Annotated in this window: 8 protein-coding genes; 7 read left to right on the top strand and 1 reads right to left on the bottom strand. The window is 61.8% G+C overall.

What is annotated here, in order from left to right; genetic code table 11:
* Positions 1 to 14 precede the first annotated feature (14 nt).
* The 5 genes from Q4S41_RS15055 (at position 15) to trxA (ending at position 11,751) form a co-directional block, all read left to right on the top strand.
* On the top strand, positions 15 to 2,933 hold the full coding sequence (locus tag Q4S41_RS15055) for an outer membrane beta-barrel protein (RefSeq protein WP_305031945.1): 2,919 nt from the start codon (positions 15 to 17) through the stop codon (positions 2,931 to 2,933).
* Between the two features lie 204 nt (positions 2,934 to 3,137).
* A complete protein-coding gene (locus tag Q4S41_RS15050; RefSeq protein ID WP_305031944.1) occupies positions 3,138 to 5,456 on the top strand; it encodes a LysM peptidoglycan-binding domain-containing protein in 2,319 nt (772 codons plus the stop codon).
* A 136-nt stretch (positions 5,457 to 5,592) separates the two neighbouring features.
* Positions 5,593 to 7,275, top strand: coding sequence for a T9SS type A sorting domain-containing protein (locus tag Q4S41_RS15045; RefSeq protein ID WP_305031943.1), 1,683 nt, complete (start codon positions 5,593 to 5,595; stop codon positions 7,273 to 7,275).
* Between the two features lie 144 nt (positions 7,276 to 7,419).
* Positions 7,420 to 11,133 carry a DNA polymerase III subunit alpha gene (dnaE, locus tag Q4S41_RS15040; protein ID WP_305031942.1) on the top strand — a complete coding sequence of 1,238 codons (3,714 nt, stop codon included), beginning with the start codon at positions 7,420 to 7,422 and terminating at the stop codon, positions 11,131 to 11,133.
* 288 nt (positions 11,134 to 11,421) lie between these two features.
* Complete coding sequence (gene trxA, locus Q4S41_RS15035) at positions 11,422 to 11,751, top strand: thioredoxin (protein WP_305011559.1); 330 nt, start codon at positions 11,422 to 11,424, stop codon at positions 11,749 to 11,751.
* Positions 11,752 to 11,827: 76 nt separating this feature from the next.
* Here trxA and Q4S41_RS15030 read toward each other — a convergent pair whose 3' ends face one another.
* Positions 11,828 to 12,214, bottom strand: coding sequence for a hypothetical protein (locus tag Q4S41_RS15030; protein WP_305031941.1), 387 nt, complete (start codon positions 12,212 to 12,214; stop codon positions 11,828 to 11,830).
* 298 nt (positions 12,215 to 12,512) lie between these two features.
* On the opposite strand from Q4S41_RS15030, the gene Q4S41_RS15025 reads away from it, so the two are divergent.
* Positions 12,513 to 12,965 (top strand): hypothetical protein, encoded by a 453-nt coding sequence (locus Q4S41_RS15025; RefSeq protein ID WP_305031940.1) that lies wholly within the window; start codon positions 12,513 to 12,515, stop codon positions 12,963 to 12,965.
* A gap of 136 nt (positions 12,966 to 13,101) precedes the next feature.
* Entirely contained in the window at positions 13,102 to 14,397 is a 1,296-nt protein-coding gene (locus Q4S41_RS15020; protein ID WP_305031939.1) for an aminopeptidase P N-terminal domain-containing protein, read from the top strand.
* Positions 14,398 to 14,489: the final 92 nt, after the last annotated feature.

The raw sequence follows: 14,489 nt of genomic DNA, 5'->3' as shown, positions 1-14,489 counted from the left end.
CTTTACTTATCTCTATGCGGCACGTTTTCCTGTTTCTTCTCTTGCTGCTGAGCTTGAGCGCGGCCCGGGCGCAGGCGCCCACCACGGTGAGTGGCCGCGTGGCCGATGGCAAAGACCAGTCGCCGCTCATCGGGGCCAACGTGCTGCTCATTCACTTGCCCGACTCGGTGAAGCGCGGCACGGCCGTGGACGCCGACGGCAAGTTTCAGTTCGACAACGTGGCCGCCGGGCGCTACGTGCTCGATGCCTCCTTTGTGGGCTACGCCAAGCTGAGCCAGGCCCTGACGGTGAGCGGCACGCCCGTGCAGACGGGTACGCTGGCCCTGCAAACGGGTGGCGTGCAACTCAAAGGCGTGGTGGTGACGGGCGCCGCCGCCCAAAGCGTGCAGAAGGGCGACACCACCCAGTTCAACGCCCGCGCCTTCAAAACCAACCCCGACGCCACCACCGGCGACCTGCTGGAGAAGATGCCCGGCGTGGCCCGCGGGGCCGACGGCAAGATTCAGGCCCAGGGCGAAAATGTGGCCCAGGTACTGGTAGATGGTAAGCCCTTCTTCGGCACCGACCCCGACGCGGTGCTCAAAAACCTGCCCGCCGAAATGGTGGACAAGGTGGAAGTATTTGACCAGCGCAGCGAGCAGAGCCGCTTTTCGGGCTTCGACGATGGCAATACGACCAAGACCATCAACATTGTGACCAAGATTGAATTCCGCAACGGCACCTTTGGGCGCGTGGTGGGCGGCGCCGGCCCCGACCACTACAAGGCCAGCGGCAACATCAATAAGTTCAACGGCGCGCAACGGGTGGCCGTGCTGGCCCAGAGCAACAACGTGAACGAGCAGAACTTCGGCACCGAGGACCTGCTGGGCGTGGTGGGCAACTCCAACTCCGGCGGCGGCGGCCGTGGGGGTGGGGGTGCCCGCGCCGGCGGGGGCGGCGGCGGCAACGGCGGCAACGCCGGCGACTTTCTGGTGAACCAGAGCGGCGGCATCACGACCACCAATGCGGCGGGCCTGAACTACTCGAACAACTGGAACAAGAAAACCGACCTCTCGGCCAGCTACTTCTTCAACCACGCCAACAACGCCCTGAGCAGCACCACCCAGCGCTACTACGTCGACACGGCCAACACGCGCTACAACCAGGCCGCCATCGGCCGCAGCCTCAACACCAACCACCGCTTCAACCTGCGGCTGGAGCACAAAATCGACTCGGCCAACTCCATCCTGTTCCGGCCCCGGTTCAGCTCGCAAACCAACAATTCCAACAGCTTGCTCAACGGCATCACCAGCCGCCGCGGTACCGAGCAAAGCCGCATCAACAGCACTTACACCGGCGAAAACCAGGGCCTGAACACCGGCGGCGACCTGCTGCTGCGCCACCGCTTCGCCAAAATCGGCCGCACGGCCAGCCTCAGCATCGGCGGCACGTACAGCCAGAAAACGGCCACTACCACCTTACAAACCGAGGACACGGGCTCGGCCCTGAACAACCTCAACCAGCTGAGCACCCTGAAGCAAAACGGCGGCAGCATCAATGCCAACCTGGCGCTGACGGAGGCTATTTCGCGGCAAAATCAGGTGCAGGCCAACTACGCCATCAGCTACGCGCCCAACCACTCCGATAAATACACCTACGACCGGCTGAACGGCGACACCCGCCAGCTGAACGAGGGGCTGAGCAACGTGTTTGATAACTACTACCTTAACCAGTCGGGCGGAGTCACGTTCCGGCACGTTACGCAGAAGTTCCAGGCGGGTATTGGGGTGGCGGGGCAGTACTCGGAACTGTACAGCGACGCGCAATACCCGCGGCCCAGCATCGGGCGCTACTACTTCGTGAACGTGCTGCCCAACGCCAACCTGAACTACCGCTTCACGCGCCAGAAAAACCTGCGTCTGTTCTACCGTACCAACACCAACCCGCCCAGCGTGAGCCAGTTGCAGGCCGTGGTGAACAACTCGAACCCGCTGCAGCTCACCATCGGCAACCCCACGCTGCGCCAGGAATTCCAGCATTCTGTTAACGTCCGCTACTCTGCTTCGAATCCCGAGGTGTCGAGCAACTTCTTCGCCTTGCTCTCGGGCTCTTACACCCAGAATCCGATTTCGAACCGCACCATTGTGGCCGCCCGCGAAACGACGGTTACGCCCGAAGGCGCCCCGCCCGTCACCATCCCGGCCGGCGGCCAGCTCACCCAGCCCACCAACCTGAGCCAGGAGTACAACGTCCGCTCGCTCATCAGCTACGGCCGGCCCATCAAGCCCATCAAAACCAACGTGAACCTGAGCGGCAACGCCGGCTTCACCCAAACGCCGGGCCTCGTGAACGGCGGCCTGAACTACGCCCGCGTGCCTTCGTTCGGGGCCGGCCTCACGCTCAGCTCCAACATCAGCGCCAACCTCGACTTCACGGCCTCCACCACGTCGAGCAAGAACTACGTCATCAACACCCTGCAAACGCGCTTGAACACCAACTACTTCTCGCAGGTGACGCGCGGCCGCCTGAACTGGATTGTGGGGCCCGGCATCAACATTGCCACCGACGTGGTGCACCAGGCCTATGCGGGCCTCTCGGCCGGCTACAACCAGCAGTACATTCTCTGGAACGCCAGCATCGGCAAGAAGCTGTTTCCCGGCCAGCGCGGCGAAATCAAGGTGTACGCCTTCGACCTGTTGGGCCAGAACCGCAGCATCTCGCGCAACGTGACCGATGCCTACTACGAAGACGTGCAAACCAACATTCTGCAGCGCTACTTCATGCTCATGTTCACCTACAACATCCGCAGCGGCAACGTGATAGCGCCTACCTCTGAAGGTGGCAGCCGCGAAGGCCGGGGCGAGGGCCGCGGCGGTTTCGGTGGCCCTCCCGGTGGAGGAATGGGCGGCGGCATGGGCGGCCCGCCTCCCGGCGGTGGGGGAGGGCCACAATAAGAACGCAGTCAGAACGTCATGCTGAGCGCAGCGAAGTATCTCGCGTGAGGTAGTACCTCAATCGGCTGTGCTCAGGATGACAGGCGGCGCGAGCGAGATGTATCGGCAAAGCGTGACATGACGGGCTTTTTGCTCAAAAATCAGGTTCTTTGCAACTTCCGGGCGGGAGGGGGCCGCGGTGGCCCCCTCCCGCCCGTCTTGCTTATGCGAAATTCTGTTGCCCTGCTCCTGGGCCTGAGCCTGTTCTTGATACGGCCGCTGGCCGCTCAGTCCATTCCTCCAATGCACCCCACCGTGCCCGCCGCGATGGATGTGGCCGGCCTGCACCTCGTGCTGAACGCCGAAGCCCAACGCCTGGTGCAGCAAAAAGCCGACGGCCTGAGCCGCCACCAGCCCTCCTTCCAGGCCCGGGTCGATTTGGCCGATGCCTCGTTCCCCATCGTCGACCGCGTGCTGCGCGAGGAAGGCGTGCCGCTCGATTTTCGTTACCTGGCCTTGCAGGAAAGCGCCCTCATCGGCGACGCCCGCAGCAACCACGACGCCGTGGGCTACTGGCAGCTCAAGCAGGAAACTGCCACCGGCCTGGGCCTCACCGTGAACGGCGCCGTGGACGAGCGCCAGCACCTGGCCGCCAGCACCCGCGCCGCCGCCCGCTACCTCACCCGCAACAACAACGCGCTGCACAACTGGCTCAACGCCCTGCTGAGCTACTACACCGGCCCGAGCGGCGTGCAGCCCTACACGCTCCCTTCGGATTTCGATGCCACCGAAATGGCCGTCACCGAAGCCACCTCGCCCTATGTGCTGATGTTTCTGGCCCACAAGGTGGCCTTCGAGCCGGCCTGCGGGCTGAACCCCACGCCTCCCCTGCGCCTGCAGGAGTTTCCGGCCACCGCTGGCCAGTCGCTCGACGCCCAGGCCCTGGCCCTGCACGTCGACCCCGCCGCCCTGGCCACCCACAACCACTGGCTGCTGGCTGCCGCCGTACCCGCCGACCGTCCCTACTCGCTGATAGTGCCCGTGGGCGACGTGACGCAGGCCGCCGGCATCGCGGCCAACCAGCGCCTGCAAAGCACCGGCCAGCTGCTGAACCTGCCCACCGTGGCCGGCAACACCGCCGAGGTGCGCATCAACAAGCTGCGCGCCCTCATTGCCCTGCCCGGCGAAAGCACCGCCGACCTGGCCCGCCGCGCCCACCAGCGCCTGGGCGAGTTTCTAAAGCACAACGAGCTGAAAGCCTTTGATGTGGCCGTGACGGGCCGCCCGTACTACCTGCAAAGCAAGCGCGACGCGGCCGCCGTAGAATACCACGTGCTGCAGCCCGGCGAAAGCATTTTCGACGTGGCCCAGAAATATGGCGTGCGCCAGAAAGCGGTATTCAACAAAAACCGCATGGCCCGCAACGAGGAGTTGCGCCCCGGCCGCGTGCTCTGGCTGCAGCACACCCGCCCGCGCGAAACGGCCGTGGAATATCGCTCTCTGAATGAAGCCGTAGCCCTGGAGCGCCCCACTGCGGCCCCAACTGCCGCCGAGCAGGAAACCGATGCCCTAGTGAGCACCGCCAACGAAGCAGTGGCCCTGCCCCGGCGCGTGACCACCGAAAGCGGCCAGGTGAAGGTGAAAGTGAAGGTGAAAAGCGAGGACGGCAAAACCAAGTCCAAGCGCGTGGTGACCGACGATGCCGACGGCTGGGGCGAAACCCTGGCCACGGCGGCTGCCACGGCGGCCACCGCCCCCATGCCGGCTCCTGCGCCAGTGCCCACAGCGCCCGCCGTAGTAGCCGCCGCACCTCCGACGCCAGTGCCTCCAACATCGGCGCCGCCCCGCCCATTGCCGCCCCCCGTAGCACCCCGTCCCTCGGCGGCCAAAGTCACTTACCTGCCGCCTGCCGCCGCGGCCCCGGCGCCCGCCCCCCTCGCCGATGAGCCCGGTGAGCCGGAAGCGCCCAGCGCGCCGGCACCCGCGCCCAAGCCGGTCTTGGTGAAAGAAGAAACGGTGAAGGCCCCGGCGCCGGTAGCCAGTGCGCCCAAGCCCGTAGCTGTGGTGCCCGAGCCGGGAGCGGCTGCTTTAGTCCGGCCGGTCAGCGGCAGCCGCACGCACGTTGTAGCGCCGCACGAATCGGTGTATTCCATTGCTCGCCTCTACCAGATGGCCCCGGCGGCCCTGATTGCCGCCAACCAGTTGCCGCCCCCGTATGGCCTGACCGTGGGCCAGGTGCTGGCGTTGCGGGAAGCGGCAACCGAAGCTTCCCCAGCGCCAAAGCCAGAGCCGGCCGCGGCAGCCCACCCCGCCGCGCGGGCGAATCCGGCGCTTTACGTGCCGAAAGCGGCCGCCGCGGCCGCCGCGGGGCCTGCCGCGCCCGGCGCCATTCTTCACACTGTAGCCAAGGGCGAAACGCTTTACAGCATTGCCCGCCAGTATAAGGTAACCGTTGCCGAGTTACAGGCCTGGAACGGCAAGGCGCCCGAAGATGCCTCGGCCAAAATTGGTGAGGTGTTGCGCGTGCAGGCCCCCGCTAAGTAAGAGCCGTGGGGGACAATTGAACTGTCCGTTTGCTTACTTAAAATCAAGGAGACTAACCGGTTTGCAGCTGCGGAAGGCTAGAGAAAACAAAGGTTTTTATGCACATTTGCAACAACCTTTCTTTCATCTAAACTTCATGAAAAACCGTTACGCTACCCTCGCCTGGTTGTTGCTGGGCAGTCCGGCCTGGGCCCAGACAGTCAGCAGCCTTGTGCCCGCACGCAATGCTTCGGCGGCATCCCGTGCCACTGTAGTTTCCGCTACCCTGGTCGCACCGGCGCCGGCGGCCGCGCTGCGCGTGTTCAGCGCCCAGACGGGAGGCCGAAAAGCCGGCAGCGGCACCGTGAGCGGCAATACCGTGACGTTTGACCCGGCGGTGGATTTTCGGGCCGGTGAAACGGTGACTAGCAGTCTCACCGGGGCCGCGCCGCACGTGTGGCAGTTTGTGGCGGCGGCCACGGGCGGCACGGGCACGTTCACCACCGCCAGCTCGGTCGATACGGCGCCCGGCCAAACCAGCGGCAGCACCTCCACCATCACCCCGGCCGACCTCGACGGCGACGGCGACCTCGACGTGCTGGTGCCGGGCGGGTTTGGGTCGCTGCTGATGTGGTATTCGAACGACGGCACCGGCCGGCTCTCCAACCCCAACCGCTCCATCCCTACGACGAACATTGCGCAGAATGTGGCCGTGGGCGACATCGATGCCGACGGCGACCTGGACGTGGTGGCCGCCGCCGCCCGGCCCTCGCAGTTTGACATCGCCCGCAACGACGGCGCCGGCAATTTCACCGTTTCGGCCTTATCCACGTCGGCCACCAACACGTCGGCCAGCGGCCTGCTTTTGTTCGATGCCGACGGCGATGCCGACCTCGACCTGGTGTATTACAACTGGAACAGCGCGGCCGCCCGTCAGATTGAGGTGCGGCTCAACAACGGCACCGGGGTATTTGGGGCCGCCATGGTTTCGGCGGTGCCTACGCAATACGGCTTTGCCACCATCCAACCGGCCGACCTCGACCAGGACGGCGACCTGGATTTGCTGCTCTGCTGCAACTCGACCCTGAACGGGAGCAATGGCTTTGCGCAGTCCTTTTTCAACAACGGGACCGGTAGCTACACGGCCGGCGCCGTTTACCCGGCCGCCAACTACTCGGGCGGTGCCGCACTGGGCGACGTCGACCAGGACGGCGACCTCGACCTGGCCGTGGTGGATTACCAATCGGCCAGCCCCGTTCGGCTGTTGCTCAACAACGGGACCGGCGTCTTCGCGGCGGGCACCACACTCACGTCCGGCTCTGGCGGGCAGCGCGCTGCTTTCGCCGACCTCGACGGCGACGGCGACCTGGACCTGCTGATGCACGGCGTCGGCGACTTTGTGCACCTCAACGACGGCCGGGGAAATTTTGGCGCGGCCGCCACGGTGGCCACCACCGGGGCCCCCAACGGCCTGGCCGTGGTCGATATGGACAACGACGGCGATTTGGATTTGCTCACCATCGAATCGGCCGCCAATGCGCCGCTGCTGGTGCGCCGCAACACCAACAGCACCACCACGGCCACGCGCCCTCATTCCGCCACCGCCTTTCGTTGCGGGCCCAACCCCGTGGCATCAACAGGCCAGTTGCGGGTAGAATTGCAAGCCCCCGCCGCCGCTACCGCCACCCTGCGCAACGCCCTGGGCCGGCTGGTGCAGCGGCAGGCGTTTAGTGGTCAGGCTACTTTCTTGAGCACCAACGGTCTGTGCCCGGGCGTGTACCTGCTCACCGTACAAGCCGCCGCCCAAGCCCCGCTGACGCAGCGCGTGGTAGTTGAATAATGGCAGGTAAAACGCAGCGCTCAGGGAATCAGCGGGCAGCAAAATGGGGTTTGGGAATGCCCGCCGGACGGGGGTATCTTTACTAAAACCGTTTCGCCCGATTATCAACAGCTCACTGCTAATTGATAACTGATAACTGAAAAAATGCCTGTTTTCTCGCACCTTCACTCGCACACGCAATACTCGCTGCTCGACGGCCAGGCCAGCATTTCGGCCCTGATGAAGAAGGCCCAGAAGGACGGCATGCCCGCCGTGGCCCTCACCGACCACGGCAACATGTTCGGCGCGTTCAACTTCGTGGCCGAGGCCAATAAGTACAACGTGAAGCCCATCGTGGGCTGCGAGTTCTATTTGGTAGAAGACCGCCACAAAAAGGCGTTCAGCCGCGAAAAAGGGGAGCGCGACACCCGCCACCACCAACTCCTGCTGGCCAAAGACCAGGCCGGCTACCACAACCTGGCCAAGCTCTGTTCCATGAGCTTTATCGAGGGTGTGTACTCCAAGTTTCCGCGTATCGACAAGGAGCTGCTGGTGAAATACCACGAGGGCCTGATTGCCACAAGCTGCTGCATCGGCGCCGAGATTCCGCAAACCATCCTCTTCGGCACGGAGGCCGAGGCCGAGGAAAAACTGAAGTGGTGGCTCGATTTGTTTGGCGACGACTACTACATCGAAATCCAGCGCCACGGCCTGATGAACTTCGACGGCACCGGCAAAAGCCAGGAAGACGTGAACCAGATTCTGCTGGGCTTTGCGAAGAAGTATAACGTCAAAGTCATCTGCACCAACGACTCGCACTACGTCGACCAGACCGACTACGCCGCCCACGACCTGCTGCTGTGCGTGAACACCGGCGAGGAGCACAGCATCCCGGTGGGCGACATCCGCACCAATTACTACACCCTGATGACGGGCAAGGGCGAGGTGAAATACGACCTGCTCGACAACCTGCGCCGCGACCACTCGCGCGACGAAAACGCCCAGCGCCAGTTGCGCCGCATCGACGAGGAACTGCAGAAGCCCAAGCCGCACACCCGCTTCGGCTTCGCCAACGACCAGTTCTTCTTCAAGACCCAGGCGCAGATGAACGAGCTGTTCGCCGACGTGCCCGAGAGCCTGGATAACACGAACGAAATTGTCGACAAAATCACGCCTCCGAAGCTGGCGCGCGACATTCTGTTGCCGAACTTCCCCATCCCCGCGCCCTTCGCCAACGCCGACGAGTTCCTGCGCGAATTGACCTACGTGGGCGCCTTCGGCCCCAGTGCCGGCCAGGGCGTCGTGACGATGAGCAAGCCCCCGCGTTACTCCGAGCGCACGCCCGAAATTGAAGAACGGCTTGATTACGAGCTGCGCATTATCCAGACGATGGGCTTCGCGGGCTACTTCCTCATCACCCAGGACTTCATCAACCACGGCCGCAACATCGGCGTGGCCGTGGGCCCGGGCCGGGGCTCGGCCGCCGGCTCGGCGGTGGCCTACTGCGTGGGTATCACCAACATCGACCCCATCAAGTACTCGCTGCTGTTCGAGCGCTTCCTCAACCCCGAGCGCGTGTCGATGCCCGATATCGACATTGACTTTGACGACGTGAACCGTCAGAAAGTCATTGACTACGTGGTGAATAAGTACGGCAAGACGCAGGTGGCCCAAATTATCACCTTTGGCACCATGGCTGCCAAATCGTCCATCAAGGACGTGGCACGCGCCATGGAATTGCCCCTGCCGCACACCAACGACCTCACCAAGATGGTGCCCGATAAGCCGGGCACCACCTTGGCTGGTGCCTTCGCCGAAAACCAGGAGCTGGACATGATTCGGCGCGACGAAAGCCCCGAGAACCTGAAGGGCCAGATTCTGCGCCTCGCTACCCAGCTCGAAGGCTCGGTGCGCAACACGGGCATTCACGCGGCCGGCGTCATCATCGCCCCGGACGACATTACCAAGTACATCCCCGTTTCGACATCTAAGGACTCGGACCTGCTCATCACGCAGTTCGACGGCAAGGTGATTGAGTCGGCCGGCATGCTGAAGATGGACTTTCTGGGCCTCAAAACCCTAACGGTCATCGTGGACGCCATGAATCTGATTGAGCGCAACCACGGCGTGAAAATCGACATCGACAACATTCCGCTCGACGACGAGAAAACCTATGCGCTCTACCAGCGCGGCGATACCATCGGCACGTTCCAGTTTGAATCTGAGGGCATGCGACAGTATCTCAAGGACTTGAAGCCGACCAACATCGAGGACCTGATTGCCATGAACGCCCTCTACCGCCCGGGCCCCATGCAGTTCATCCCGAACTTCATCAACCGCAAGCACGGCCGCGAGGAGGTGGAATACCCGCACGAGCTGCTGAAACCCATCCTGGAATACAGCCAGGGCATCATGGTGTACCAGGAGCAAATCATGCAGACGGCCCAGATTCTGGCTGGCTACTCGCTCGGCGGCGCCGACCTTTTGCGCCGCGCCATGGGTAAGAAGGACATGAAAAAGATGGCTCTGGAGCGGGAGAAATTCATCGAAGGCGCCAAAACCATCCACGGTATTCCGGCCAAGAAGGCCAACGACGTGTTCGACGTAATGGAGAAGTTTGCCGAGTACGGCTTCAACCGTTCGCACTCGGCCGCCTACTCGGTGGTGGCCTACCAGACTGGTTACCTGAAGGCTAACTACCCGGCCGAGTACATGGCCGCCGTGCTCACCAACAACATGGGCGACATCAAGAAAGTGACCTTCTTCATAGAGGAAGCCCGCAAGCAGGGTGTGCCCGTGCTCGGGCCCGACGTGAACGAAAGCCTCCTGAAATTCAACGTGAACCAGGAAGGTGCCATCCGCTTCGGCATGGGCGCGGTGAAGGGTGCGGGCGAATTGGCGGTGGAAAGCATGGTGCAGGAACGCGAAAAAGCCGGCGAATACACCGATATTTTCGACTTCTCGAAGCGCGTGAACCTGCGCACGGTGAACAAGAAAACCTTCGAAAGCCTGGCCCAGGCTGGCGCGTTCGATGGCTTCGGCAAGCACCGCCGCCTGTATCTGGACTCGCCGGCCGGCGACCAGAACCTGATTGAGAAGGCCATGCGCGTGGGCCAGCAGCATGCGGCGGCCAAGGAATCGGCCCAGCACAGCCTGTTTGGCGCGGGCGCATTCGGCGCGGTGGCCGCGCCTATGCCCAAAATCCACGAGATGGAGCCGTGGAGCAAAACCGAGCAGCTGCGCCGCGAAAAAGAAGTGGTGGGCTTCTACCTCTCGGGCCACCCGCTGGATAGCTACAAGCTGGAATTGGACGCTTACTGCACCTGTGGGCTGGAGAAAGTTGACGAAATCAAGAACAAGGAAATGGCGGTGGCGGGCCTCATTACCAACGTCTTGTTTAAGACCACCAAAACCGGCCAGCCCTTCTGCACCTTCACGCTGGAGGACTACGAGACGAGCATCAACCCCGCCCTTTTCCGCGACGACTACACCAAGTTTGCGCCCCTCATCAACCCGCGCAACTACCCCAACGAGCAGGTGCCGCCCATGTACGTGCGCCTGAAACAGGAGCTGCGCCGCCACACCCAGGACCAGTGGGACCTGCGCATCCTTACCATGGAACCGCTGGCCGACGTGGCCGAGAAGCGCAGCAAAGGCGTGCGCGTACGCCTCGACTTGCGCACCGTGACCGCGCCCATGCTCGACCGCTTGGAAGAAGCCATTGAGCATGCGCCCGGCGGCAAGCGTCTGGAAATTCAATTTGTGGAGCCACACGAGCATTTGGCGGTAGACATGTTCTCGCGCCGCTTTCAGATTGAGCCCAAGGCCTTTATCGAAAAGATGAAGGAGCTGGATATGGAAGTGTGTACGCTGATTTAGGTTTTCTGTGAAACTCCGAACGTCCTGCTGAACGCCGCGAAGCATCTCGCGTGCTACCATTGATTATTGACGATTGGTTTACTGCGGCATGCGAGATGCTTTGACTACGCTCAGCAGGACGGGCGGCCGATTCAGATAGCAATTCCGGCCATTCGCCGGCCAGCCGCTCGCCCAACCTAGCCCCGCTGAACTTTCCCCCGGCCACCATGTTAAGCATCCAATATCTGCTACCTTGCGACCCCGTTGGCCGTATACGCCAGACTTTCATTAACCCCAACCCAAATTGAAATGGGACACAAAGCAATTGAAATAACCGACGCCAACTTTGAAGAAATCATCGCCGGCGACAAACCCGTACTGGTTGACTTCTGGGCCGAATGGTGCGGCCCCTGCCGCATGGTAGGCCCCGTGGTGGAAGAACTGGCCGGCGAGTACGAAGGCAAAGTCGTGGTAGGCAAGGTGGACGTGGACGCCAACCCCCAGACCTCGATGAAGTTCGGTATCCGCAGCATTCCGACGCTGCTGGTCTTCAAAAACGGCCAAATCGTTGATAAACAAGTCGGCGCCGTGCCCAAGCACGTACTCGCCCAGAAACTTGAAGCCCAGGTAACGGCTTAAGGCTCCTCCTAGGCACAAAAAAATCCCCTTGCTGCATCAGCAAGGGGATTTTTTTGTGCCTAGGAGGAGCCAGTTATCAGTCGTGGGTGTGGCTGCGGCGGATGCGCGACATGAACTTGGCGTGCGTTTTCAGCTGCTTCTGGTGACCGTGGAGCTGGCGCCTGAGTTGGCGGGGCGAGGTCACGGTTTTGCTTTCCTGCAGGCCCAGCACCACCAGCACCATACGCTCCATCTTGGCCGTGAAGCGGCGCGATTTAACCGAAAGCTTTTTCATTTTTGAAACCTGTTTAGCAGCCGTGGCTTTCTCACGGGCGGCCGCTTTCTGCTCGGCCGCGGCGGCTTTGCGCTGGGCATCGGCGGGGTTTTCGGTGGTGGGGAGGCTGCGGACGGCAGCCGTCGCAAAGTTGGGGTTGAAACACAGGAGCCCAACAATAGCCAGTAATGCGTAGAAGTGTTTTTTCATGAGACGGAGGATGTAGGGTGTGAAAGTGTGCTTAGAATATGCACTAAAGTAGTAATAGGTATCATATTCACAAAATAAAGTAATAATAATTCGAGATATGTTCAAAAAATACAACCCAGAGACGTGTTCTGCCTTAATATGTACAATGCGAAGAATGGGTTGGCAGGCAATAATGCATCATCAAATCTTACCTGAGTATTCTGGTAAATAGAAATAGACAAATTATTTCGGCGAACCTCAACTATGCCGGTGGAAGTAGCGTAGGAGGCCCATCTCACACCCTTTTTTCTCTTTCAACATGAAGCGTATCCTCGGTTTTCTTGTATCCCTGAGCTTGTTGGGTGGCACGGCTGCCCTTGCCCAGACGCCCGCGGCCACGATGCCCGCGCCGGCCTCGACCAAGATGAGCAGCAGCTCGTCGACCATGACCACCAAAACGACCCAGCCCGGCACGAAAACCACTGTGAAGTCGAGCACGATGCAAAACCCGGCGGGTATGTCAAAATCGAGCACGACCACCAAAAGCGCGGGCACGATGAGCAAGTCGAGCACCATGACCACGCCCTCGGGCACGACCAAGTCGTCCTCGACGTCGAGCAGCACCCACCTGAAGGCCGACGGCACCGCCGACATGCGCTACAAGGAAAGCAAAATGACCAAAACCACCGGCCCGCTGAAAGCCGACGGCACGCCCGATATGCGCTATAAAGCCAACAAAACGACGGTGAAATCGACTAAAACCAAAATGTAAGGTCTGGCCGTTATGGATTTCGAAAAGCCCTTGCCGCCCCGGCAAGGGCTTTTTTTATTTATCGGCGCGAAGCGGCGGGCCACCGCAACGGCGGCCGGCCTAACTTGCGCCTCCCATTCCCAACTTCCCCTTGCCCATGCGCTACGCTCCCCTTGCCCCCGAGCTTTTTGTTGAGAACCGCCGCCGTTTCCGCGAACTGCTGCCCCCGGCGTCGCTGGCCATTTTCCAGAGCAACGACGTGATGCCAACCAACGCCGACGGCACCATGGCCTTCCGCCAAAACAACGACCTGTTCTACCTGAGCGGCGTGGACCAGGAGGAAAGCATCCTCGTGATTTTCCCGGATGCGCGCCTGCCGCAGTACCGCGAAATCCTGTTTTTGAAGGAAACTTCCGAGCACATTCTCATCTGGGAAGGCTACAAGCTGACCAAGGACGAGGCGCGCCAGAACTCCAGTATCCGCACCATTATGTGGCTCGACAGCTTCAAGTCGGTATTGCCTGCGCTGATGAATGAGGCCGAAAACGTGTACCTGAACTCGAATGAGCACATCCGGGCCGTGGTGGAAGTGGAAACGCGCGACGCCCGTTTCGTGAAAATGCTGCAGAGCCAGTACCCGCTGCATAGCTACCGCCGCGCCGCGCGCCTGTTGCACCAGCTGCGCGCCATCAAGAGCCCGGAGGAAATCCGGGTGATGCGGCAGGCCTGCGACATCACGGGCAAGGCGTTTCGGCGGCTGCTGGGCTTCGTGAAGCCGGGCGTGTGGGAGTTCGAGATTGAGGCCGAAATCGTGCACGAGTTCATGCGCAACCGCAGCCGCGGGCCGGCCTACGGCAGCATTGTGGCCAGCGGCAAAAATGCCAACGTGCTGCACTATACCACCAACGACAACCAGTGCCAGGACGGCGACGTGATTCTGCTGGATTTCGGCGCCGAATACGCCAACTACGCGGCCGACCTCTCGCGCTCCATCCCCGTCAACGGCAAATTTACCACCCGCCAGCGGCAGGTGTACGACTCGGTGCTGGCCGTGATGGCCTTCGCCAAAACGCGCCTTGTGGCCGGCGCCGAAATCGAGGAATACCACCGGCTGGTGGGCGAGTGCATGGAGCAGGAACTCATCAAGCTCGACCTGCTGAATGCCTCGGACGTAAAAAACCAGGACCCCGCCGCGCCGCTCTACAAGAAGTATTTCATGCACGGCACCAGCCACTACCTGGGCCTTGATGTGCACGACGTGGGCTACAAATACCGAGTTTTCGAGCCCGGTATGGTGTATACCATTGAGCCAGGCATCTACATTCCCGCCGAAGGCCTGGGCATTCGGCTGGAGAATGACGTTCTCATCACGCCCGGCGGCAACGAGGACCTGATGGCCGATATTCCGCTGCAAGCCGATACGATTGAGGATTTGATGGCAGCAGGGCGGTAGAGTCAAGCCGGAAAAAGCAGAACGTCATGCTGAGCGTAGCCGAAGCATCTCGCGTGCAATAGTAAACCCAATCGTCAGGTTTAGTTATGCGG

Origin of the sequence: Hymenobacter convexus (genome assembly GCF_030580955.1) — a bacterium.
In the GTDB taxonomy this organism is placed as follows: Bacteria; Bacteroidota; Bacteroidia; order Cytophagales; family Hymenobacteraceae; genus Hymenobacter.
The sequence above is the reverse complement of the archived record's forward strand: the minus strand, read 5'-3'. Positions and strand labels throughout refer to the sequence as shown.

Excerpts from the sequence above, each read along its gene's own strand:
- Q4S41_RS15055 (WP_305031945.1), top strand. The coding sequence starts at position 15 with ATGCGGCACGTTTTCCTGTTTCTTCTCTTGCTGCTGAGCTTGAGCGCG.
- Q4S41_RS15050 (WP_305031944.1), top strand. The coding sequence starts at position 3,138 with ATGCGAAATTCTGTTGCCCTGCTCCTGGGCCTGAGCCTGTTCTTGATA.
- Q4S41_RS15045 (WP_305031943.1), top strand. The coding sequence starts at position 5,593 with ATGAAAAACCGTTACGCTACCCTCGCCTGGTTGTTGCTGGGCAGTCCG.
- dnaE (WP_305031942.1), top strand. The coding sequence starts at position 7,420 with ATGCCTGTTTTCTCGCACCTTCACTCGCACACGCAATACTCGCTGCTC.
- trxA (WP_305011559.1), top strand. The coding sequence starts at position 11,422 with ATGGGACACAAAGCAATTGAAATAACCGACGCCAACTTTGAAGAAATC.
- Q4S41_RS15030 (WP_305031941.1), bottom strand. The coding sequence starts at position 12,214 with ATGAAAAAACACTTCTACGCATTACTGGCTATTGTTGGGCTCCTGTGT.
- Q4S41_RS15025 (WP_305031940.1), top strand. The coding sequence starts at position 12,513 with ATGAAGCGTATCCTCGGTTTTCTTGTATCCCTGAGCTTGTTGGGTGGC.
- Q4S41_RS15020 (WP_305031939.1), top strand. The coding sequence starts at position 13,102 with ATGCGCTACGCTCCCCTTGCCCCCGAGCTTTTTGTTGAGAACCGCCGC.